The 23,456-nt window shown below is 64.4% G+C and carries 18 protein-coding genes; 10 read left to right on the forward strand and 8 right to left on the reverse strand.

Going from position 1 to position 23,456, the window contains the following annotated elements:
- Window positions 1–87 precede the first annotated feature (87 nt).
- A complete protein-coding gene (locus tag ACYVNQ_RS34090; RefSeq protein WP_460909431.1) occupies window positions 88–1,263 on the reverse strand; it encodes a DUF1501 domain-containing protein in 1,176 nt (391 codons plus the stop codon).
- A gap of 160 nt (window positions 1,264–1,423) precedes the next feature.
- On the reverse strand, window positions 1,424–1,759 hold the full coding sequence (locus ACYVNQ_RS34095; RefSeq protein WP_460909433.1) for a hypothetical protein: 336 nt from the start codon (window positions 1,757–1,759) through the stop codon (window positions 1,424–1,426).
- 227 nt (window positions 1,760–1,986) lie between these two features.
- On the opposite strand from ACYVNQ_RS34095, the gene ompR reads away from it, so the two are divergent.
- The 4 genes from ompR (at window position 1,987) to ACYVNQ_RS34115 (ending at window position 5,549) form a co-directional block, all read left to right on the forward strand.
- Window positions 1,987–2,721 (forward strand): osmolarity response regulator transcription factor OmpR, encoded by a 735-nt coding sequence (gene ompR / locus ACYVNQ_RS34100; protein ID WP_409518858.1) that lies wholly within the window; start codon window positions 1,987–1,989, stop codon window positions 2,719–2,721.
- Window positions 2,722–2,764: 43 nt separating this feature from the next.
- Window positions 2,765–4,114, forward strand: coding sequence for an ATP-binding protein (locus ACYVNQ_RS34105; RefSeq protein ID WP_460909435.1), 1,350 nt, complete (start codon window positions 2,765–2,767; stop codon window positions 4,112–4,114).
- A gap of 286 nt (window positions 4,115–4,400) precedes the next feature.
- Complete coding sequence (locus tag ACYVNQ_RS34110; RefSeq protein ID WP_460909437.1) at window positions 4,401–4,949, forward strand: peroxiredoxin; 549 nt, start codon at window positions 4,401–4,403, stop codon at window positions 4,947–4,949.
- A gap of 75 nt (window positions 4,950–5,024) precedes the next feature.
- Window positions 5,025–5,549 carry a carboxymuconolactone decarboxylase family protein gene (locus tag ACYVNQ_RS34115; protein ID WP_460909439.1) on the forward strand — a complete coding sequence of 175 codons (525 nt, stop codon included), beginning with the start codon at window positions 5,025–5,027 and terminating at the stop codon, window positions 5,547–5,549.
- Window positions 5,550–5,737: 188 nt separating this feature from the next.
- Here ACYVNQ_RS34115 and ispF read toward each other — a convergent pair whose 3' ends face one another.
- Together ispF and ispD are read right to left on the reverse strand one after the other, a co-directional pair.
- Complete coding sequence (ispF, locus tag ACYVNQ_RS34120) at window positions 5,738–6,217, reverse strand: 2-C-methyl-D-erythritol 2,4-cyclodiphosphate synthase (RefSeq protein WP_460909441.1); 480 nt, start codon at window positions 6,215–6,217, stop codon at window positions 5,738–5,740.
- A 51-nt stretch (window positions 6,218–6,268) separates the two neighbouring features.
- Complete coding sequence (gene ispD / locus ACYVNQ_RS34125; RefSeq protein WP_460909443.1) at window positions 6,269–7,000, reverse strand: 2-C-methyl-D-erythritol 4-phosphate cytidylyltransferase; 732 nt, start codon at window positions 6,998–7,000, stop codon at window positions 6,269–6,271.
- Window positions 7,001–7,116: 116 nt separating this feature from the next.
- Here ispD and mfd point away from each other — a divergent pair, with 116 nt between their 5' ends.
- The 5 genes from mfd (at window position 7,117) to mscL (ending at window position 15,029) form a co-directional block, all read left to right on the forward strand.
- Window positions 7,117–10,602: a transcription-repair coupling factor gene (gene mfd / locus ACYVNQ_RS34130; RefSeq protein ID WP_460909445.1), complete on the forward strand. Its 3,486-nt coding sequence runs from the start codon at window positions 7,117–7,119 to the stop codon at window positions 10,600–10,602.
- 40 nt (window positions 10,603–10,642) lie between these two features.
- Complete coding sequence (locus tag ACYVNQ_RS34135; RefSeq protein WP_460909447.1) at window positions 10,643–11,908, forward strand: M20 family metallopeptidase; 1,266 nt, start codon at window positions 10,643–10,645, stop codon at window positions 11,906–11,908.
- Between the two features lie 129 nt (window positions 11,909–12,037).
- Complete coding sequence (argE, locus tag ACYVNQ_RS34140; protein WP_460909450.1) at window positions 12,038–13,300, forward strand: acetylornithine deacetylase; 1,263 nt, start codon at window positions 12,038–12,040, stop codon at window positions 13,298–13,300.
- 81 nt (window positions 13,301–13,381) lie between these two features.
- A complete protein-coding gene (locus ACYVNQ_RS34145; RefSeq protein ID WP_460909452.1) occupies window positions 13,382–14,404 on the forward strand; it encodes a threonine/serine dehydratase in 1,023 nt (340 codons plus the stop codon).
- 178 nt (window positions 14,405–14,582) lie between these two features.
- Window positions 14,583–15,029 carry a large conductance mechanosensitive channel protein MscL gene (gene mscL / locus ACYVNQ_RS34150; RefSeq protein ID WP_460909454.1) on the forward strand — a complete coding sequence of 149 codons (447 nt, stop codon included), beginning with the start codon at window positions 14,583–14,585 and terminating at the stop codon, window positions 15,027–15,029.
- A gap of 171 nt (window positions 15,030–15,200) precedes the next feature.
- Here the strand turns inward: mscL and ACYVNQ_RS34155 are convergent, their stop codons facing one another.
- From ACYVNQ_RS34155 to ACYVNQ_RS34165, 3 genes are all read right to left on the reverse strand, one after another.
- Window positions 15,201–17,219, reverse strand: a complete 2,019-nt coding sequence (locus ACYVNQ_RS34155) for a hybrid sensor histidine kinase/response regulator (RefSeq protein ID WP_460909456.1) — start codon at window positions 17,217–17,219, stop codon at window positions 15,201–15,203.
- A 234-nt stretch (window positions 17,220–17,453) separates the two neighbouring features.
- Window positions 17,454–17,948 (reverse strand): response regulator, encoded by a 495-nt coding sequence (locus ACYVNQ_RS34160; protein WP_460909459.1) that lies wholly within the window; start codon window positions 17,946–17,948, stop codon window positions 17,454–17,456.
- A gap of 34 nt (window positions 17,949–17,982) precedes the next feature.
- Window positions 17,983–19,596, reverse strand: a complete 1,614-nt coding sequence (locus ACYVNQ_RS34165) for a sensor histidine kinase (protein ID WP_460909461.1) — start codon at window positions 19,594–19,596, stop codon at window positions 17,983–17,985.
- A gap of 510 nt (window positions 19,597–20,106) precedes the next feature.
- Between ACYVNQ_RS34165 and ACYVNQ_RS34170 the strand changes: the two genes are divergently transcribed.
- Complete coding sequence (locus tag ACYVNQ_RS34170) at window positions 20,107–20,604, forward strand: hypothetical protein (RefSeq protein ID WP_460909465.1); 498 nt, start codon at window positions 20,107–20,109, stop codon at window positions 20,602–20,604.
- A 265-nt stretch (window positions 20,605–20,869) separates the two neighbouring features.
- Here ACYVNQ_RS34170 and ACYVNQ_RS34175 read toward each other — a convergent pair whose 3' ends face one another.
- Window positions 20,870–23,407, reverse strand: a complete 2,538-nt coding sequence (locus ACYVNQ_RS34175; RefSeq protein ID WP_460909467.1) for an AsmA family protein — start codon at window positions 23,405–23,407, stop codon at window positions 20,870–20,872.
- Between the last annotated feature and the right edge of the window lie 49 nt (window positions 23,408–23,456).

The raw sequence follows: 23,456 nt of genomic DNA on the forward strand, positions 1-23,456 counted from the left end.
TGACGGCACCAAACACGCAAGCGGGGCAAGCGCCTTCGCGCGACGGGCTGCCCAATGCACCAGGTCTGAAGCGTTAGTCAGTCGGCCTCACACCTTCAACAATGGCAACGGCTCGAAACGCCGTTCGAGCACGCTACCCGGCTCAATACCCCACCATGCGCCAAGCAGCGTGGCGTACAGCCGCCTGAAATCGACTGCGACCGGCAGATTGCCATTGCCGTCCAGTCTCGACAGCGCGGGCGGCGCACCGTACAACCCGCCACGCACGCGATCGCCCATCACGAAGTGCGGCGCACTACTACCGTGCCCGGTGCCGCCGGCGTCGTTTTCGCGCGCCTCACGGCCGAACTCCGAGTAAGTAACGATCAGCGCATCGCGCCACCAGCCAAGTTCAAGCAGCGCTGCACGCAACGCCGCGCAACCGCCCGCGAGTTGCGCCAGCAAGGCGGCGTGCCGCACGCGTTGGTTGGCATGCGTATCGAAGCCGTTCAACGTTAGTTTGACGACAAGCTGCGAAGCGCCGCCGGACGTGTGCGTCTGCATGAACGGCGTCGCTGCGATGTGCTCCAGCGCCGTCCTGATCGATGCGCCGAAACGATCGGTCGGCAAGGTCATCGCGGCCACGCGCGACGCCACACTTAGCTCAGGCAACGCGCGCTGCTGAGCCGGTCTTGCGATCGTTGCAAGCGACACCGGCAGCAGCGCCGCTCGAGTCATTCCACCAAGCGGCCCCAGCTCCGCGCCATCGACCACGCAACTTGCGGCCCGCTCGTCGCATGCCATCCCACGTCCCGCTGCGAACGCGCGCGTGAGCCACCCATCGCGAAGATAACGCTGCGCATCCGACGCGGTATGCCAGATTTCCGACGATCGGAAGTGCGAGAAATTGGTTTGCGCGTAACCGAGCCCTTGCACGATAGCGAGTTCGCCGTTTTGCCAGATCGGCAGCAACGGCTGCAGTGACGGGTGCAACGCAGTACGCTCATCCAGCTGCAGTACAGCATCGCGCGGCACCGCCAGTTGCGGGCGCAACTGGCGATACGCCGGATCGGCAAACGGAATCACGGTGTTCAAGCCGTCATTGCCGCCTTTGAGTTCGATCAGGATCAACACGCGGCGCGCATCGAGTGCAGGCGTAACCCACGCACGTTGTGTCTCTGAGCGGCTCAGCGCGGGCCTCTGCGCCGCACCGGACGACACGCGCGGCACCCACCACGCCGCGCTCGCCGCCGCGGCCGACGACAGGAACTCGCGTCGTTTCATCCTGAGCCTCGCATGAGGATGGTTGCAGGTGAATCGCTGAAGATGATTGAAGAACACCGCGTCGATCGCAAGTTGCGCATGCAACCACATGCGCCGCGGTACGAACGACGTGCAACGGCACGCGCATCAGCATCGACGATGCGTCGCGCATCCTTGCGCACTAGCGCTTGTACAACTCGCGCACCGCGTCTTCGATGTGCTGCCGCAACAGCCGCCGTTCTTCCGGCGTCATGTGCCCGTCGCGGCGGCGCTCATCGAGATCGGGCGGCACGGCAGTGCGCATGATCGTATCGGATGCCGGCGCATCGACTTTCGGAGTGTGCTGCGAACGGGACGCGCGGTTACGGGGATGCGAAGAGGAATGAGGAGGTGCGACGCGATCGGCTTGCGGCGGCGGGTCGGCCAGCGCGGGCGGACTCAGTGCTGCCGCGAACATACTCGCCACTGCCAGCGCGATTACGCTCAGCCGCAAGTTCGGCCAGACCCCTCCCTTCATCTTTTTCCCTTCGTGACGCTGCAACCGGCTACCTCAAATGCGTATGGTGACTCCGGCAATAACCGGGTGCGAGAGATTGGTCTTGTGAAGTATCTACCGAACTGGCGCAGACAGTAAAGGAGTGTAAGCGCGCCCGCTTTACGCCGTGCCACAGGCCGGGTAAATTTTGTAACTGACTGTTACTCAATAATTGCCGTAACCGCGTTCTTCTTTCTAATCGCGCTAAGATGCCATCCATGGAAACCAAAAACCCTTCGAAAATACTTGTCGTCGACGACGACCCGCGCCTGCGCGACCTTTTGCGCCGCTATCTCGGCGAACAGGGCTTCAACGTTTATGTCGCAGAGAACGCGCCGTCGATGAACAAGCTCTGGGTTCGCGAACGCTTCGACCTGCTGGTGCTCGATCTGATGCTGCCGGGCGAAGACGGGCTCTCCATCTGCCGGCGCCTGCGCGGCAGCAACGATCGCACGCCGATCATCATGCTGACGGCCAAGGGCGAAGACGTCGATCGCATCGTCGGCCTCGAGATGGGCGCCGACGACTATCTGCCCAAGCCGTTCAACCCACGGGAACTGGTCGCGCGCATTCATGCGGTGCTGCGTCGTCAGTCGCCGTCGGAACTGCCGGGCGCGCCGTCCGAAACCTCGGAGGTGTTCGAGTTCGGCGAGTTCGCACTGAATCTCGCCACGCGCACGCTGACCAAAGCCGGCCAGGAGATTCCGCTCACGACCGGCGAGTTCTCGGTGCTCAAGGTGTTCGCCCGCCATCCGCGCCAGCCGCTGTCGCGCGAAAAGCTGATGGAACTGGCGCGCGGCCGCGAGTACGAAGTGTTCGACCGCAGCCTCGACGTGCAGATCTCGCGTCTGCGCAAGCTGATCGAACCCGACCCGGGCAGCCCCCGCTTCATTCAAACCGTCTGGGGTCTCGGTTACGTGTTCATCCCCGACGGCGCGGCCTGAATTTGCTCGCAGCGCGTTGTCTGCTCCTCGACAAGAAGGCCGCATGCGGATCGACCGGCGCCTCCTGACGCTCGCGTTCGGCGGCCTCTTCTGGCGGACCTTTCTGCTGATCGCGCTGCTGATCGCGGTCAGTCTCGCCGCGTGGTTCCAGAGCTTTCGCGTGATCGAGCGCGAGCCGCGCGCGCAGCGCGTGGCGCTGCAGCTGGTCGCAATCGTCAAGCTCACGCGCACCGCTCTGCTCTACTCCGATCCCGACTTGCGGCGCGCGCTGCTGCAGGATCTCGAGAGCAATGAAGGCGTGCGCGTATACCCGCGCGAGACCACCGACAAATACAAGCTGCAGCCCGATGAATCGCTGAACCGGCTGATCGAGCATGACATCCGCGGGCGTTTGGGCGACGACACGATCATCGCGCAATCGGTCAACGATATCCCGGGTGTGTGGATCAGCTTCAAGATCGACGACGACGATTACTGGGTCGCGCTAGACCGCGATCAGCTCGACAACGTCACGGGTCTGCAATGGGCCGGCTGGGGCGTGTTTGCGCTGGCGCTGTCGCTGTTCGGCGCGGCGTTCATCACGAGTCTGGTGAACCGGCCGTTCGCGCGCCTCGCAATGGCCGCGCGCAAGGTGGGCTCCGGGCAGTCGCCCGAGCAGTTGCCGGAACGTGGACTGGGCGTCGCGGCGGAAACCAACCGAAGCTTCAACCAGATGGTGCGCGACCTCGAGCAGCTCGAGGCGGACCGCGCGCTGATGCTCGCCGGCATCTCGCACGACCTGCGTACACCGCTGGCGCGGCTGAGACTCGAGACGGAAATGAGCCCGTCCGACCAGGCCACCAAAGATGCGATGGCCGACGACATCGAACAGATGGACATGATCATCGGCCGCTTCCTCGACTACGCGCGCCCGGTGCAGCGCATGCCGGAGCCGGTCGATCTGTCGATCATCGCGGGCGAACTCGCGGCGCGCATGCAGGGCGAAGACGACATCCGGCTGATCACGCGGCTCGCGCCATCGGCGGTGATCGAAGCGGACGAGACCGACATCCGGCGCGTGGTCGGCAACCTGATCGAGAACGCGCGCAAGTATGGTTTGAGCGAAGCGGACGGCATTCCGCACGTGATGCTGGAGACACGCGTGTCGCATTCGCGGGTCGAATTGTCGGTGGTCGACGAAGGCCCGGGCATCCCGGAGGATCAGCTCGCGCTCGTCACACGGCCGTTCTATCGCGTCAACTCGGCGCGTACCCAGGCTAACGGCACCGGCCTCGGCATGGCGATCGTGCTGCGCCTCGTGGGCCGCTACCGGGGTGCCTTGCGCCTGCGCAATCGCACACCGGGCCCGGGGCTCGAAGTGACGATCGAGTTTCCTCTGGCGAAAAGCAGTTAAGCGGCTGATCTGTCGAAAGGCAGCCGCACGGTTTCGGAACAGCGCTTGCTGCCCCGCCTCCCGCCATCAAAACGAAACAATCGTGTGACACCACACTATCGAGGCGTTGAAGAAAATCTATCCGGTTCGTTAGTGAAAAACTATTGCTCGAATTTAGCAATAGAGTTATAGTAGCGGCTGTGTAACGCACTCGTTACAGCGGTCAGGTAGCTTGACCACATCTGCCCGAATCCAGTTTGCCACCCCGTTTGCCAACTTTTAGCCACTTTTACTAAGGAGTGTCTGCATGAAAACCGTCGGCGATAAACTCGAAGCTTTCACCGTCACCGCTGCAAAGCCGGGCTTTAACCACCACGAAGAGAACGGCGTGTCGGCGTTCGAAGAAATCACCGAACAGTCGTTCCCGGGCAAGTGGAAAATCATCTATTTCTATCCGAAGGACTTCACGTTCGTGTGCCCGACGGAAATCGTCGAGTTCGGCAAGCTGCAGAAAGATTTCGAAGAGCGTGACGCCGTGCTGCTCGGCGGCAGCGTCGACAACGAATTCGTCAAGCTCGCATGGCGCCGTGAGCACAAGGACCTGGACAAGCTGAACCACTACGCGTTCGGCGACGTCAAGGGCGAGCTGATCGACCAGCTCGGCGTGCGCGACAAGGAAGCTGGCGTGGCACTGCGCGCTACCTTCATCGTCGATCCGGACAACACGATCCAGCACGTTTCGGTGAACAACCTGAACGTCGGCCGTAATCCGGACGAAGTGCTGCGGATTCTGGACGGTCTGCAAACGGACGAACTGTGCCCGTGCAACCGTGCAGTCGGCGGCTCGACGCTGTAAGTTCTCGCAGTGAAAAGCCCGCTAAGCTTGAAAGAGCCGCGGGCTTTTTTGTCGGCAACTCGATAGGAGATATCAATGGAATTCTTGTCTGCGATTAAAGCACTTGTTCCCGACTACGCGAAAGACATTCGCCTGAATCTGGACGGCACGATCGCGCGCTCGTCGCTGGAAGGCAACGACGCGGTCGGCGTCGCGCTGGCTGCCGCATTCGCGGCGAAAAGCCCGAAGCTGGTCGAAGCGATCCGCAACGCCGGTGTGCTGTCGCCCGAAGAAACCAACGGCGCGCTGACGGCTTCGGCGCTGATGGGCATGAACAACGTCTGGTATCCGTACATCGAAATGGCCGGCAATGCAGACCTGAAGTCGCAGCCGGCCGGCCTGCGGATGAACGCGTATGCGTCGCATGGTGGGGTCGACAAGCGCCGCTTCGAGATGTATGCGCTGGCTGCGTCGATCATCGGCAAGTGCCACTTCTGCGTGAAGTCGCACTTCGAGACGCTGCTGCAGGAAGGCATGAGCTCGACGCAATTGCGCGACGTCGGCCGCATCGCGGCGGTGATCAATGCCGCGGCGCTGGTGATCGCGGCTGAAGGCAAGTAAATAGCACGCGCGCGGCGCGGCGGCGGTGTCGCTGCTGTGCCGCTGCGGCGGCGGCCGCGCTTATGTGAGCGCCGCAAAAAACAAAACGCCACGCACTACATGCGTGGCGTTTTTGTTTGTGCGAGCGGCGTGATGTGATGCTGCGCCACTGCTTTACGCTTGCAGCAGCGGCATGTGCTCCGTGTGCCTCAGGCGCGCACCAGCAACGCCGCAGCCTGCGCTTCGATCCCCTCGCCTCGCCCGAGATACCCCAGCTTCTCGTTGGTCTTCGCCTTCACATTGACGCGCTCGAGCGGCAGCTGCAGATCCGCGGCGATATTCGCGCGCATCGCGTCGATATGCGGCGCGAGCTTCGGCGCCTGCGCGATCACGGTGCTATCCACATTGGCGATCGAGAACCCGGCGCGCGCGATGCGCGCCGCGCATTCGCGCAACAGCACGCGGCTGTCGGCACCGGCAAACTCAGTCGCCGTATCCGGAAAATGACGGCCGATATCACCGAGCGCGGCAGCACCGAACAGCGCATCGGTAATCGCATGCAGCAGCACGTCCGCATCCGAATGGCCAAGCAGGCCGCGCTCGTAGGGAATCGTCACCCCGCCGATGATCAGCGGCCGCCCGGGCACCAGCGCGTGCACGTCATAGCCTTGTCCGATTCTGAAATCCATAGTTGTGAGGTCCGTTGTTATGTTTGAGGCAATCTCGTAGAAACCGCAAGCTCACGACGACGACGCCGCATTCCACGTCGTCTCCGGCCGGCTCAGAATCGCCTCGGCCAGATCGAAATCTTCCGGATAGGTGACCTTGAAGTTGCGCAGGCTGCCCTGCACGAGGCGCGGCGCGTGGCCGAGCCATTCGATCGCGCTCGCCTCGTCGGTCAGATCGTGACCATCCTGCTGCGCGCGCAGAATCGCCTCGCGCAACATGCCGATGCGAAACATCTGCGGCGTCTGCGCCTGCCACAGGCCATCGCGGCTCTCGGTGCGCGCGATCCGCGTATCGGTATCAGGCGCGATGCGCTTTAGCGTATCGGCCACCGGCAGCGCCATGATGCCGCCCACCGCATCGTCCTTCAGCGCGTCGACCAGCGTGCGGATCAGCGCCGGCGTAATGCCCGGCCGCGCCGCGTCGTGCACCAGCACCCAGTCGTCGTCGCGCGCGCCGAACTCGGCCAGCGCGATCAGCCCGTTCAGCACCGACGCCTGGCGCGACGCACCGCCGCAGCGCCGCACCGCGAAGCGCAGCCCGGTGAAGCGACGCGAGTCGAAATGCGGATCGTTCGGCGCGATCACGACGAGCGTCTGCGCAAATTCGCTGCACGCATCGAACGCGGCCAGCGAGTAATGCAGCATCGCGCGCCCGGCGACGCTGCGGTACTGTTTCGGCATCGGCGCGCCGGCGCGGCTGCCGGTACCGGCGCTCGGGATCAGGGCAAAAAGACGGAATGTCACAGAACGGGGACGCAACCAGGTCAAAGTGAAGGTCGGATTTTATAATAGGTCCTTCGCTCGCACTGCCCGATACGCGTAAACTTGCCGTTTCTGTGAAACACGGCCGGTCCTCCTTTATGTCAGACACCGCTCCCTTGCAGTCCAACCCGCCTGTCGCGCTCGTCAAAGCCGGCCAGCGTTTCGCTTTCGAAGGCTCGCACGGCTCGGCCGACGCGCTGGTGATAGCCCGCTATCACCTCGCTTACAGGCAGCAGGTGCCGCTGCTGGCGGTGATGTGCGCCAGTGCCGTGGACGCTCAACGGCTTGCTCAGGAGATCGGCTACTTCGCGCCCGAGGCGCGGGTACGCCTGCTGCCGGACTGGGAAACCCTGCCCTACGACACCTTCTCGCCGCACCAGGACCTCGTGTCCGAGCGTCTCGCCACACTGCACGATCTGGGCGAAGGCCGCTGCGACATCCTGCTGGTGCCGGCCACGACCGCGCTCTACCGGATGCCGCCGGCGTCGTTTCTGGCCGCTTATACGTTCTCCTTCAAGCAGGGCGAACGGCTCAACGAAGCGAAGCTGAAGTCGCAGCTCACGCTTGCCGGCTACGAGCACGTCAGCCAGGTAGTGCGCCCCGGCGAGTACTGCGTGCGCGGCTCGCTGATCGACCTGTTCCCGATGGGCTCGCCGTTGCCGTACCGGCTCGACCTGTTCGACGATCAGGTCGATTCGATCCGTGCGTTCGACCCGGACACACAGCGCAGCCTGTATCCGGTGCGCGACGTGCGCCTGCTGCCCGGCCGCGAATTTCCGTTCGACGAAGCCGCGCGCACCGCGTTTCGCAGCCGCTGGCGCGAGGTCTTCGAAGGCGACCCGAGCCGCGCGTCGATCTACAAGGACATCGGCAATGGCGTGCCGTCGGCGGGGATCGAGTATTACCTGCCATTGTTCTTCGAAGAAACCGCGACGCTGTTTCACTATCTGCCTGAGCAAACACAATTGGCGTTCGTCGGCGACCTCGACGCCGCCATCAAACGCTTCACCGCGGATACCCGGCAGCGCTACAGCTTCCTGTCGCACGATCGCGACCGGCCGATTCTCGAGCCGCAGCGGCTGTTTCTGTCCGACCAGGATTTCTTCACGCTGGCCAAGCCGTTCGCGCGCCTCGCGCTGCCCGCCAAAGCGGAAGGCGGCTGGGCCGTGCCGCTGCCGAACCTCGCGCTCGACCGCCACGCCGACGACCCGGTCACCGCGTTGCGCGCGTGGCTCGACGCGACGCCGAACCGCGTGCTGTTCGCGATCGAATCCGCGGGCCGGCGCGAAACGATCATGCAGCTACTCGCCGAAAACGGGCTGCGCGCCGGCTCGGTCGACAATTATCAGGCGTGGCTCACCTCGGACGCGCGCTTCGCGCTCGGCGTCGCGCCGCTCGCGAACGGCTTTGCGATTCCGTCCGAAGGCATCGCGCTGATCACCGAGACGGAGCTGTACGGGCCGCTCGCGCGCAAGACCGGACGGCGCCGCCAGGAACAGGCGAGCAACGTCGATTCGATGGTGCGCGACCTGTCCGAGCTGAAGGTAGGCGACCCGGTGGTGCATTCGCAGCACGGCATCGGCCGCTACATGGGCCTCGTCACAATGGATCTCGGCGAAGGCGAGACTGAGTTCCTGCACCTCGAATACTCAGGCGAAAGCAAGCTGTACGTGCCAGTCGCGCAATTGCACGTGATCTCGCGCTATAGCGGCGCCGACCCCGAAAGCGCGCCGCTGCATTCGCTCGGCTCCGGCCAGTGGGACAAAGCCAAGCGCAAGGCTGCGCAGCAGATTCGCGATACGGCAGCCGAGCTGCTCAACCTGTACGCGCGCCGCGCCGCCCGCCAGGGCCACGCATTCGCGCTCGAGCCGCGCGACTACGTGAAGTTCGCCGAGAGCTTCGGCTTCGAGGAAACGCCGGACCAGGCCGCGGCGATCGCCGCGGTGATCGGCGACATGACCGCCGGCCAGCCGATGGACCGCCTCGTGTGCGGCGACGTCGGCTTCGGCAAGACGGAAGTGGCGCTGCGCGCCGCGTTTATCGCGGTGATGGGCGGCAAGCAGGTCGCGCTGCTGTCGCCCACCACGCTGCTCGCGGAACAGCACACGCAGACCTTCACCGACCGCTTCTCCGACTGGCCGGTGCGGATCGCCGAACTGTCGCGCTTCAAGAGCTCGAAGGAAGTCAGCGCCGCGATCCAGCAGATCAACGAAGGCACCGTCGACATCGTGATCGGCACGCACAAGCTGCTGTCGTCGGAAGTGCAGTTCAAGCGCCTCGGCCTCGTGATCATCGACGAAGAGCACCGCTTCGGTGTGCGCCAGAAAGAAGCGCTGAAAGCGCTGCGCGCCGAAGTCGACGTACTGACGCTGACCGCCACGCCGATTCCACGCACGCTCGGCATGGCACTCGAAGGCCTGCGCGATTTCTCGGTGATCGCTACCGCGCCGCAAAAGCGTCTTGCGATCAAGACCTTCGTGCGCCGCGAGGAAGACAGCGTGATCCGCGAGGCGATGCTGCGCGAGCTGAAGCGCGGCGGCCAGGTGTACTTCCTGCACAACGAAGTGGAAACCATCGAGAATCGCCGCGCGATGCTCGAAGCGCTGGTGCCTGAAGCGCGCATCGCGGTTGCGCACGGGCAGATGCACGAGCGCGAACTCGAACGCGTAATGCGCGATTTCGTCGCGCAGCGCGCCAACGTGCTGCTGTGCACGACCATCATCGAAACCGGCATCGACGTGCCGAGCGCGAACACGATCCTGATTCACCGCTCGGACAAGTTCGGCCTCGCGCAATTGCATCAGTTGCGCGGGCGGGTCGGCCGCTCGCATCACCAGGCGTATGCGTATCTGCTGGTGCACGATCCGCAAGGTCTGACCAAACAGGCGCAGCGCCGCCTCGAAGCGATCCAGCAGATGGAAGAGCTCGGCGCCGGCTTCTATCTGGCGATGCACGACCTCGAAATCCGCGGCACCGGCGAGGTGCTCGGCGACAAGCAGTCCGGCGAGATTCACGAGATCGGCTTCCAGCTGTACACCGATATGCTGAACGACGCCGTGAAGGCGTTGAAGGACGGCAAGGAACCGGACCTGACGTCGCCGCTCGCGGCCACCACCGAAATCAACCTGCATGCGCCGGCGATTCTGCCCGCCGACTACTGCGGCGACGTTCAGGAACGGCTGTCGTTGTACAAGCGGCTCGCCAATTGCGAACACAACGATTCGATCGACGGCATCCAGGAAGAGCTGATCGACCGCTTCGGCAAGCTGCCGCCGCAGGCGCAGGCGCTGGTCGAAACGCACCGGCTGCGGCTCGCTGCGCGGCCGCTCGGCATCTCGAAGATCGATGCGGGAGAAGCGGTGATCGCGCTGCAGTTCATTCCGAACCCGCCGGTCGACGCGATGCGCATCATCGAGATGGTGCAGAAGCACAAGCACATCAAGCTGGCCGGCCAGGACAAGCTGCGCATCGAAACGCGCAGTCCGGACCTCGCGGTGCGCGTGTCGACGGTCAAGGAAACGCTGCGCGCGCTCGGCACGCCGTCGAAGGGCACCGTGGGCGGACAGCGTGCGGCCGCGCGGTGACCGTGCGGTGACCGTGCGGTGACCGTGCGGTGAGCGTGCGATGAGCGATCCCGGCGAGCCCACTTCATCGTCGATCGTCGACTTGCTCGTGCGGCTCGTGCGGATTCCGAGCCGCGGCGGCATCGATGCGAACTTGCCGGTGCTCGAATGCATCGAGCAGTGGTTCGATGCGCACGCCGGCGCGGTGCCGCGCACGCGCATCGTGTCGTCGGGCGGGGCGCCGCTCGGGCTGTATGCGGAGATCGCGGGACGCGCAGTGCGGAACCCATCCGCAGTTGCAGGTGCCCCCGCCACGCCCTATTACGTACTGAACGCCACACTCGATACCGCCGGCTTCGGCGACCCACAAAACTGGACCCATCCGCCGTTGTCCGCGCAGATCGTCGACGGCTGGCTATACGGCCGCGGCGCCGCGGACAGCAAGGCCGGCGTCGCGCTATTCGCGCATCTGCTGGCGGCTCTCGCGCAGCGCACCGACGAATTCGCAGGCCGACTCGGCGTGCTGTTCGATCTCGACGAGCACACCGGCCGCTTCGGCGGCGCCCGCGCGTTTTTCGACAGCGCTGACAAAAATCACTCACCTCCCGCGCAGATCGGCGCACCCCGCCCCGATGGCGTTCTGATTGGCTACCCGGGCTGCGAGCGCGTGATGGTCGGCGCGCGCGGGTTCCTGCGCGCGAGGCTAGTGGTGCATGGCATCGCAGCGCATTCCGGTGCAAGCAGCACACGCGGTCTGAATGCCGCCGTGCGCGGCGCCGCATTGGCCAACGCACTGCACGACCTCGCGCTACCGGCAAGCGACGACGTCACTTTCAACCGTCCATCACAAATGACCGTCACCGGCATCCAGGCGGGCGATGGCGGCTTCACCGCGGTGCCCGATCGCTGCGAACTGACGCTCGATATCCGCCTCACGCCGCGCTTCGATGCCGCGCACGCAAAGCGCCTGATCGAAGGCATCGTGCACGAGCACGACCTCGCCTATACCCGCAGTCCTGCAAATAATCTATTGACGGACATCGAATGGATCCCCGGCTGGCCCGCCTATCGGGTGCCCGATACGCATCCGCTGGTCAGCGTTTTGTGCGCAGCCGCACGGCACGAACAGGGCACCGAACCCCCGCGCGAAGTGGCCGGGCCTTCTAATATCGGCAACTATCTCGCCGCGCTCGGCGTCCCTGCGCTGTGCGGCTTCGGCCCGCGCGGCGAAGCAATCCACGCAAACGACGAGCGCGTCGAGCTCGCCAGCCTCGCCCCCGTCTATCGAATCTACGAACGCACGCTGCTGCAACTGCTGCGCAACTAAGCTGAACTGATTCGCATATTTCGCATGCAATGCTGCATTGCGCAACGAAATGTGGCACAACATGCAGGTTTTTGGCTTTATTAGGGTTTTTGGGTATGATCGAACACACAATCAAGCTGGAGTTCTGACATGTCCCACGTCGCTGATACTGTTCAGCCTGCAAGCACGACTGCCGTTCAAAACACTGCTTCCGACGTTTCCTCCAGCTCCGCTTCTGCTCCTGCTTCCCTTCCGTGGGTCGAACGCCTCGTTTCAATCGATACGGTCAGCCGCAATCCGAATCTCGGCCTGATCGAAATGGTGCGCGACGCGCTGCGCGAACGCGGCATCGAAGCCACGCTCACGCACGGCAAAGGCGGCGCCTGGGCCAACCTGTTCGCGACGATTCCCGCACACGACGGCCAGACCAACGGCGGCATCGTGCTATCGGGTCATACGGACGTGGTGCCGGTCGACGGCCAGCAATGGGATAGCGATCCGTTCAAGCCCGAAGTGCGCGACGGCCTGCTATACGGGCGCGGCACCTGCGACATGAAAGGCTTTATCGGCGCGGCGTTGACGCTCGTGCCGCAGATGCAGCAAACGCGCCTCGCCAAACCGGTTCATCTGGCGCTGTCGTTCGACGAGGAAGTGGGCTGCGTCGGTGCACCGCTGATGCTCGAAGACCTGGTGAAGCGCGGCATCAAACCGGAAGGCTGCATCGTCGGCGAGCCGACCAGCATGCGGCCGATCATCGCCCACAAGGGCATCAACGTGTATCAATGCTGCGTGCGCGGCCACGCCGCCCATTCGTCGCTGACGCCGAAGGGCTTGAACGCGATCGAATATGCAGCGCGCCTGATCTGCTACATCCGCGACATGGCCGACGAGTTCCGCGCGCAAGGTCCGTTCGACGACTGCTACGACGTGCCGTTCACCACCGCGCAAACCAGCACGATCCAGGGCGGCAACGCGGTCAACACGGTGCCGGCCGAATGCCGCTTCGCGTTTGAATTCCGCAATCTGCCCACGCTCGCGCCCGAACCGATCTTCGCGCGCGTCGAACAATACGCGCGCGAAACGTTGCTGCCGAAGATGCAGCGCGAACACGCGGCGGCCGCGATCGAATTCACCAAGGTCGCTGCGGCGCCCGGCCTCGACGCGACCGAACAGGCCGCGATCACGCAACTGGTACGCGCGCTGACCGGCCAGCACGACAAACGCAAGGTCGCGTACGGCACCGAAGCGGGTCTGTTCTCGCTGGCCGGCATTCCGAGCATCGTATGCGGCCCCGGCGACATCCAGCAGGCGCACAAGGCCAACGAATTCGTCGCGCTCGAGCAGCTCGCGCAATGCGAGCGCTTCCTGGGCAAATTCATCCACAGCATGTCGGTCGATGCGCGCGCGCCGTAATCCGCGCAGCCGACGCTGACCGACATCGATACATACAACCGTTCTCTCCCCCCAACGAACGTACCCAAGCAAGCTCACGCCATGTCCACCGCCCTCAAGCAGCACACCGACCACACGATCGACGGCGAACCGATCCCGACGCTCGATGCGATCGCCGCGCAGCACTTCACGCTGACGCCGTGGGTCGTGCGAACACCGGTATTCGACCGGATGGATTTTCCGACGCTCGAGGGCACGCTGGTCAATTTCAAGTTCGAGCTGCTGCAGGCCGGCGGCAGTTTCAAGGCACGTGGCGCGTTCACCAATATGCTGGCGCTCGACGAACCGCAGCGCAGCGCCGGCGTGACCTGCGTATCGGGCGGCAATCATGCGGTCGCGGTCGCGTATGCGGCAATGCGGCTTGGCATCAGCGCGAAGGCGGTGGTGTTCCGCTCGGCGAATCCGGCGCGCATCGCGTTGTGTCGCCAGTACCGCGCCGAAGTGGTGGTGGCCGAAAATGCGGTGGAAGCCTTCGAGATCGTGCGACGCATCGAAGCGGAAGAAGGCCGCTACTTCGTGCACCCGTTCAACGGTTATCGCACGGTGCTCGGCACCGCGACGCTAGGCTACGAATGGGCGACCCAAACGCCGGACCTCGATGCGGTGATCGTGCCGATCGGCGGCGGCGGCCTCGCGGCCGGCGTATCGACCGCTTTGCGCCTCGCGAATCCGCGCGTGCACGTGTATGGCGTCGAGCCCGAAGGCTCCGATGCGATGAGCCGCAGCTTCGCGGCGAACCATACGATCAAGATGGGCCAGATGCATTCGATCGCCGATTCGCTGATGGCGCCGCATACCGAGCAATACAGCTACGAGCTATGCCGCCGCCATATCGACCGTCTGGTGACGGTGTCCGACGATCAGTTGCGCGCTGCAATGCTGACCTTGTTCTCGCAACTGAAGCTGGCGGTCGAGCCGGCCGGCGCTGCCGCCACTGCCGCGCTGCTCGGGCCGCTGCGCGAAACGCTGCAAGGCAAGCGGGTCGGCGTGCTGCTGTGCGGCACCAACACCGATACGCTGACCTTCGCCGCGCATATCGAACGGGCGCGTACCGCTCAGGCCTGAAGCGGCGTTCGTGTCAGCGAAGTGGGCGGGGGCTTGCAGGCTTTGGTCGCGCTGGTGCGCCGCTGTACTCCCGCTTGTTCTTCGCTTATACCCCGCTTGTGCCCTATTCCCTCGCCCGATGGCGTGATCATTCGCTATCATTCGTGCATTGACACTGACCACCAGGGAGAAATGCCTTATGAGCATGATCAAGGAATTCAAGGAATTTGCCGTCAAGGGCAACGTGATGGATCTCGCGGTCGGCGTCATCATCGGCGGCGCGTTTTCCACCATCGTCAATTCGATCGTGAAAGACCTGATCATGCCGATCGTCGGCGTCGCGACCGGCGGGCTCGATTTCTCGAACAAGTTCATCCTGCTCGGGCACATCCCCGACAACTACAAAGGCAACCCGGATTCGTTCAAGGATCTGCAGACGGCCGGCGTAGCGGTGTTCGGCTACGGTTCGTTCATCACGGTCTGCATCAACTTCCTGATTCTCGCGTTCATCATCTTTCTGATGGTGAAGTTCATCAACAACCTGCGCAAGCCGACCGAGGCCGAGGCGGCCGCACCGGCTGCGCCGGCCGAAGATACGCTGCTGTTGCGCGAGATCCGCGATTCGCTGAAGAACTCACCGCGCTGAAGCGGGACAGCGCCGCGCTGCCGCGCGCCTCCGGTGCGCACGGTTGCGCGGTCAGCTCGACGCGCATGACCGGCGTAGGTGGTTGCGCGCTATCGCGCCGCTTATCGCATGTTTGTTCGCATGTTTGTTCGCATGTTTATTCGCGCGCTTATCGCACGTCACCGCGCGTCGCTACGTGGCACTCGCCGCCCCCGCCGCACTGCCCGCGTCTGCTGCACCCGCGACCTTGTGCACCTTCGCATGGCCCGCGTCCTCGATCGCCTTTTCGAGCTGCACGAAATTGACCGGCTTGGTCAGGTGCGCGTTGAACCCGGCCGCAACGCAGCGCCGGATATCCTCGTCGGTACCGAAGCCGGTCAGCGCAATGGCCGGCGAGTCGCAGCGTTCGCGAAACGCGCGGATGAAATCGAGCCCCGTGCCGTCCGGCAAGCCGATGTCGCTGATGATCAGATCGAACTGCGCCGCGCGCGTCGCGGCCAGCGCATCGGCCACGCAGCCGGCCGTCGTCACGTCGTGACCCAGCATGCGGATCAGCTGCGACATCACCTCAGCCGTATCGACGTGATCTTCGATCAGCAGGATGCGTAGCGCGCCGGCCGGATGCGCGATCGATGCATCCGCAACCACCGGCTTGTCGGCGGGACGCTCGGCGGTCGGCAGCGTGAACGTGAAGGTCGCGCCGCAATGCGCGCCCGGGCTATACGCGCTGACCGTACCGCCATGCGCATCGGTCAGCGCCTTCGTGATCGCAAGGCCGAGCCCCAGGCCGCCGAATTGCCGCGACATGTTCTCGCTGCCCTGCTCGAACGCGTTGAACAGTTTGCCGATCTGCGCGGGCTCGATGCCGACGCCGGTATCTTCGATCGAAATCTGCACGTGCATCCGTTCGTCGCGCGTGCGGATGTAGATATGGCCGCCATCCGGCGTGAACTTCGCCGCGTTGCGGATCACGTTCCACAGCATCTGCTGCAGCCGCGCGCGGTCGCCGAGCACATAGTGATGCTGCGCGGCCTTGTCGACATGCACGTCCTGCTGCTTGACCTGGATCTCGCTGCGAAACAGTTCGAGCACGCTGTCGATCACTTCGTGCACGTCGACCGTTTCGTGCGACAGCCGCAGCTTGCCGTTCGCCACCCGCGTCAGGTCGAGCAGATCGTCGATCAGCCGCGCTTCGAGTTCGACGTTGCGGCGCATCATCGCAATGCCCGAGCGCGCCGCTTCCGGCAATCCCGCAATGGTTTCGAGCATCCGCGCGCCGGCCAGCACCGGCGTCAGCGGCGTGCGCAGCTCGTGCGACAGCATCGCGAGGAAGCGGTCTTTCGCGCGGTTCGCTTCTTCGGCCGCCTGGCGCGCGGCCTGTTCCGACGCAAGCAGCCGTTCGCGCTCGTCGATCGCCTCGCGCTGCGAATGGATGTCCGTGCAGCTGCCGAACCATTTGCTCACCGCGCCATTGGCATCGCGCATCGCGACAATGCGCGTATCGAACCAGCGATACTCGCCGTCATGGCGGCGCATGCGCAACTCCTGCCGATACTCGGCCGCGCCGCTGCGCACGGTTTTCAGCCACGCGCGCCGTACTTCGTCGCGATCGTCCGGATGGACCGCATCGAGCCATGCGAGACCTTGCGAAGCGGCGCCGTCGAGCCCCGTATAGTCGACCCACGGCTTCGATACGAAATCGCAATCGCCATGCGCATCGCAGGTCAATACGAGGTGCGGCAGCGCTTCGGACAGCGTGCGGTAATGCTCTTCGCGATCGCGCAGCATCAGCGCTTCGGCCGACGCGCGCTGCAGACGCACCTGCGACAACACGCGTTCGACCGCTTCGGGCAGATAGTCCAGATAGTCGCCCGCCTTCGGCACCACGTCCGACACGCCTGAACGCAACGCTTCGATCACGCGCGATTCGTCGGTGAAACCGGTGACGAGAATCGCCGGCACACGCACCCCTTCGCTGCGCAGGCGGCGGAAAAAATCGAGGCCGGTTTCCGCACCGGTCAACTGATAGTCGAGCACGAGCAGGTCCGGCTCGCTCTCGGCAATGCGCGCCCGCGCCGCGCCGACGCCCGCACATAGCGCGACCTTGCAGCCGGCGCGTTCGAGCGACTTGCGCGCTAGCCGCAGAATGCCCTCGTCGTCATCGACGACGAGCACATAGGCCGCGGGCAACGTTGGTGCGTGTTGAGTCATGCTGATTCTTCGTTGTCTATGCGTAGCTGACCGCTGTCGGGTCGTAGCGTGTCTGGATGTTTACGTCGGCGCGGGTGCGGGGTGGCGTACCGGATGCGGCTGCCTGGGCTCATCGCGGGTTGCGTCTTGAGCTTCACACCGCGCTGCGGCGGCATCCCGGCCAATGCTCCCTTACCCGCAAACCTGGCACCCGCCGCGCGCCTTACCGGCGTCGCCGCATGCAATGCGCGCGGCTCATGTCATCACAAGCCGATGCCCCGGCGGCAGCTTGACCACCTGCAGAAAGAACCCGAGCCGCCGCACCGCTTCGATGAACGCATCGTATTCGACCGGCTTCGTGACGTAGACATTGCAGCCGAGTTCATAGCAGCGTTCGATCTCGCGCGGATCGTCGGTGGTGGTCAATACGATTACCGGAATCGCGGCCGTGGCAGGCGATTCCTTCAGGCGCCGCAGCACCTCGAAGCCGTCGACGCGCGGCATCTTCAGATCGAGCAGCACCACATAGTTGGCCAGATCGTCGCGCGACGGGTACTTGCTGCTCAACTCGTCAGACAGCGGCCGGTCGCCGAAAAAATAGTCGAGCGCCTGTTGCCCGTCGGCAAAGCGGATAAAGCCATTCGAAATACCGGCCCGGCGCAGATTGCGTTCGACGAGCGTGGCATGCCCATCGTCGTCTTCAATGAGTACGATGCCCACCGTCCTGCCGATTGCGTCCAAACCTGTCATGTCTGCTTCCTCGCGAATTTCATTGCACGCCGGCTTATGCGGAGCGTACCGGCTGGTCCGGCAACACGACAAAGAAGGTCGACCCCGAGCCTTCCGCCGATTCGACCCAGATTCGCCCGCCATGCCGCTCGACGGTGCGCCGCACCAGTGCGAGGCCGATGCCGTCGCCCTTGGCCACGTCGCCGTGCAGACGCTGGAACGCGCGGAACATCTTCGGCAGGTACGCGGCCGGAATGCCGAGGCCATTGTCGCGCACATAGAAGGTACGCGTCTTCGGTTCGAGCGGATGGGCTTCGTCATCGGGGTCGGCCGCGAGCGCGCCGACTTCGATGCGCCCGGGCCGGCCCGGATCGAGAAAATTCAGCGCGTTGCTGAGCAGATTGCCGAACACCTGCTCGATCGCGCCCGGATCGCCCCACGCGGACGGCAGATCGCGCACCGTGACGGTTACCGCACGCTCGCGGATCGCCGTCTGCAGTGCATCGACCACGCGCGCGACCACGCGGCTCACCGGCACGCGCTGCCACTGGTATTCGAGCCGGCCGGCGCGCGAAATGCGCAACAGCGCATCGATGATCGCCGCGGCGCGCGTGACCGACGAGCGCAAGAACTGCAGCGATTCGCGCATATCGCCATCGAGCACGCGCGCGAGGCGCCGCTGCTCGACCTCGGGCAGCGGCGCGCTGTCGATGGTGGCGCGCACGTCGTCACAGGACACCTGCAGTTCCTTCGAAAAACCTTGCAGATTGACGAGTGGCGAACGCAAGTCGTGCGACACGCTGTAGATGAACATCTCGTTGTCCTGGGTCTCCTGGCGCAACGCTTCGTTGACGCCGGCCAGTTCGGCCGCGCGCGCCTGCAAGCGCTTTTGCAGCGTGACCTGCTCGCGCTCGGCAAGCTTCAGGCGGGCACTTGTCTGGTGCAGCGCGTGATCGAGTGCGCCGATCTCGTCGTTGCCGGCCAGCGGGGCGGACAACGGCTGACCGTTGCCGAGGCGCGCGGCGTTATCGGTCAGCACCTCGAGCCGGCGGCCCACGCTGCGCGCGAATACCAGCGCGGTGACTGCCCAGATCAGCATCGAACCGACCACCGCGGCGATCAATGCATATTGTTGACGCATGCGTGTCTGCATCACCGAATCGCGGCGCTGCGCGTCGAGCCGCGACGCTTCGTCGATGAACGCATCGAGCTGCGCGCGCACGGCTTCGACCTGCGCCGGCAGCGCCTCGCCTTCGAGCGCCGCGTACGGCTTCACGCTGCGCCCGTCGCGCAACGCCTGCGCCACGGCCAGCGCCTGCGTGTGATAACTGCCGATCGCATCGCGCATCGCGTTGACGCGCGCGGCCTGCTGCGGCGTATCGCCCACCAGTTGCTCGAGATGCGCGAGCCGATCGGACAGATCGACCCACACCGCATGACGATCGATAAACGCTGCGTCGCCGACGATCAGGCCGGTGCGCACCCGCGCAGCCTGGCGTAATAACGGATCGGCAAGCGACGACGCCTGATACAGAATCTGTCTGCTGTTCGCGGCGGATTGCACCGCCTGCGCAGTCTGTTCCTGCGTGTCGAACACGACGCCGAGCAAAGCAAGCTCGACGACGCTCGGCAACGCGATCAGCAGCAGACCCTTTGTGAATAATTTCATATTCGCCTGGCAAACTTTCCGGCCGCGGCGACGTGACGAATGCACGCACGGGCACTGCGCGGATCATGCGGTGCAACCTACGGGGTACAGCCGGGGTATAGCCGAAATACGCGGCCGGAGTACAGTCTTCAATCGCCTTGAAACCTGAAAGGCCGCGCACCTTGCACAGCCTTTACGGCGCCGCGCGATTGAGCGGCGCGGCTGGGATCAGGCAATTATCGACGCGAATCAACGATATTTCAACGAACGTGCAGCGTGTTGGGCCAGTACATCGACATAAGTGCTGGCGCACACAAAAATGTCTTTTTTATCGGTGACGGAATCATTCGCGCGGCACGTGCGTCTATGATGGAGTCAGATGCACAGAATGCGAAAGCGCACGGCGACGCGATTCGGCATGAGGCCGCACGAGCCGGTGTTTGACGGACACATTGTCGAATCACCGTGAATCCGGCATTTTCGTATGCTATAAAAGATCGACGTGCGGCGCGCGAAGCCGGGAGTGGTCGCATGAGGACGCTGCGTTTCTTGCAATTCTTTTTCAGGCGAATTTTTATGTCCTTCCCGAAAAAGCGTAGGCGCGCGAAGGTGGACGGCGACGAGTCGTTCCTCGCGGTACTACGTCATTTCAAGGCATTCGGTCAGCTCGACACCAAGATTGCACGCGCTCGCGCACAGGACGAACCCGTGCTGTATGCCCATGTACTGCCGGGGCTCGACGTGCTGTTATGCAGCGTGCGTGGCGCGCAACCGCCCTACCCGGCTACCGCGGAACTGCGTCGCCGTTGCATCGAATCGATTGCGAACGCGTTGGAACAACCGCTCGATGGGCTCGAGAACGGCGGCTACTGGTACGAGGCGGATGGGTTCGGTTTCCTGGTGTTCGCAAGCCGCGCCCGTGCGCGCATCCTGCCGGAGTTCGGCGCCGCGCGCACCGCAGCGGGTGTGCGGCGCGGCGTGCGGCGTCAGGATGCGGCGGGCGACGCCACGCCGCGTTCGCTGCGCTAGGCACGACCTCGCTGGCGACACCAGGTGTCGCAGCAGCAAAAAAACCGCGCACATGCGCGGTTTTCTGTTTTCCGGATGCTCATTAATGAATGAGCTTTGCTATACCCGCCTTTTCATGCAATACATCCGGCGCCAATGCGACGCGGTGCAATGCAAAGCGAAACGACTCGAATCGTCGTTCGTACAAGACCCCAAACGACGCTCGCCACGCATGCGCACGCAGGCGTGAAGTTCGTCTAGCCGCAGCAAGCCATCGAACCCGTCGTCAGCTTCCCTTGTATTCGGCCGGATTGGCAGGCAGCTTGCTGCCGCCGGTAGCCGGCGTCTTCGGCGTCTTCGGCGATTTGTCAGCGGCAGCACCCGACACCGCGCTGGCCGGCTGATTATCCGGCGTCAGCAGCGGCGCCCTGGCCTTCTGTTTCTGGCCGGGCGGCGGCGCGCTCGGCTGTGTGCGCACGCTCGCGAGCAATTCATTGCAGGGCAGCGGCTTGTTGTTGCTCGGTGCGATCAACGGGATCAGCGCGGCAAACGGATTGATCAGCCCGAGCCCGACCATCGCACCGCCGCGCAACGCGAGCGCCGCCGCATTCACACCGACGTGCGGATCCTTGAAGGTGCCCTTCGCGTAAAGCGGCGAGCGCAACGTGAAGATCCGAAAACCTTTCGTATGCGGATGTACGCCAAGGTTCAGCGTCTCGTCGCGCAGGCTGACCTGGCCGTCGATGTCGATCACCGCATCGTCGGTGTCGAGTGCGAACACGCGCGAATCGAGCACGCCATCGGTCACCACGAAGTCTGCGGCCGCACAGTTGATCTTCACGTCGCGATTGCCGAACAGCTTTTCGTACACCACGTTGGCCACGTTCAGGCCGGCCGCTTCCATCAGCAGGCGGCTCACGGTGCCGTCGGTGACGAGCGCCTTGATCTCGCCGTTCGAGCTCGCCGCGAGCGCCGCCGGAGAGTTGCCGGTGGCCGACAACGCCGCATCGCCGTTGACCTCGCCGAGCGCGTTCTGCATCGTCTGCGCCTTCGGGAACAGTTGCTTGAGCTTGATGTGCCGCGCCGAGCTCGAGAAGCGCCCCTTCAGCGGCACGCCGCTGCCGTCGAGCACGATGTTCGACGCGAGCGAGCCGCCCGCCACGCCGAACTTCAGCGGCTCGAGCGTCAATACGCCGTCCTTCATCACGACGTGCGTATACAGGTCGGTGATCGGCAGACTCGGATCCTTGACGATGCGCCGGCCGGTGAACTTGACGTCCGCGTCGATCGCCTTCCAGCGCTCGGTGTGGAACTGCTCGGTCGGCAGCGCCTTGTTCGACGGCTGGCGCTCGGTGTCGCCGCGTTTGGCCTTGCTGGCGTTGCTGTCCGCGCCGACGATCGGCGCGAGATCGGAGAAGCGCAGCAGGTTCGACACCAGTTCGCCCGTCAATGATGGACGCGGCTCGCGGCTCGCATAGGTCAGCGTACCGTTCACGTCGCTGCCGCCGAACCGGCCTGTAAAATTTTCATAGGTGAACACATTGCCATCGGACCTGAAGCGGCCGATCAGATGGCCTTCGGTCGCATAGGGCGGCGTTTCCGGCAGCGTGATGCCGGTCAGCCCATAGAGATGGTCGAGGCTGGTTCCTTGCAGCCACAGACGCAGATCAACCGCCGCCAGATGGGCGGGATCGGTCAGCGTGCCGACCAGCGCGACATGCAGGTCGCCCGCTTTTACGTCGGCCTGCACCGGGAACGGCCGGTCCGGGTCCTGCAGCGCGAGCACGCCGCCGAGCTTGCCGCTGCCGGTCACCGGCTGGCGGTTGTAGGTGCCTTTGACGGTCCAACCGATCGCGTACGGCGCGATCACCTGACGGCGCGGGCCCGCCGGCGCGCTCGCACTGGCGCCGCTTGCCACCAGCGCGCCGCTTGCTTCGCTCGCGGTCGCGACGGTGCTGCCCGAGGCGGCGCCGCTGTTCGCACCGCTATCGGCAATCGCAGTACTGCTAGCCGCGGCCGGCGCCTCGACCACCGTCGACGCATCCGAAGCCGCCACCGCCGAGCCGGGCTGCAGCGCGGCCGTGGTGCCCGGCGCCGCAGCCGCCTCCGACGCCTCCGTCTGGTTCGCCTGCTTTGCGAACTGCCGCGCGCCCTGTTTGCCGATCGCCTGCGCCGAGTCGCTGCGCGATTTCGCCTCCTGCTGCTTCATCGCCTCGCCAATCGGAATCGGCTGCCCGAGCGTATCGACGACGATCTCCATCTCGACCTTCTTCTGCTGGTCGCTGACACTGATGTGTCCTTTCTCGAACGCGATGTCGTGCAGATCGAGTTTCCACTCGGAGGGCCCCGCCGACGACTTGAACTTGAATGCCCAGTTGTTACGCCCGTCGATCAGCCGTTCGACATCGACGCTCGGGTTCACCAGATTGATCGCCGGAATCACGATGTCATGCGCGATCAGCGGCAGCACCTTCACCTGGAAGTCGATTTCGTCGAGCGTCGCGAAGTGCGGCTGTTTAGTCCAGTCCGGATTGGCGATCGTGATGTTCGCCGCCGAAAAGCGCGGCCACGGCACCCACGCGCGCCAGCCGGTCTCGCCCACCGGATGGCGCCAGCCGACCCTCAGATCGCCTTCGATCGCAAACTGCCGCCCGATCGCCTCGCTGACCTTTTCATTGACCCACGGCCGTGCGCGATTCCAGTCGAAGGTCAGGATGAAGATCACCACGGCAGCAATCAGGATCACGAGGCCGGCCACGATCCAGGCGAGGATCCTGGCGATCCGCTTGCCGGCTGACGTGGGGTGCTTCTGCGAGACGTTCATGCGTGCTCCAGTCTTTTATTCCCTGCGCAGGTCTGGGCAGCAGGTGCCG

This window comes from Paraburkholderia jirisanensis, from assembly GCF_054782355.1.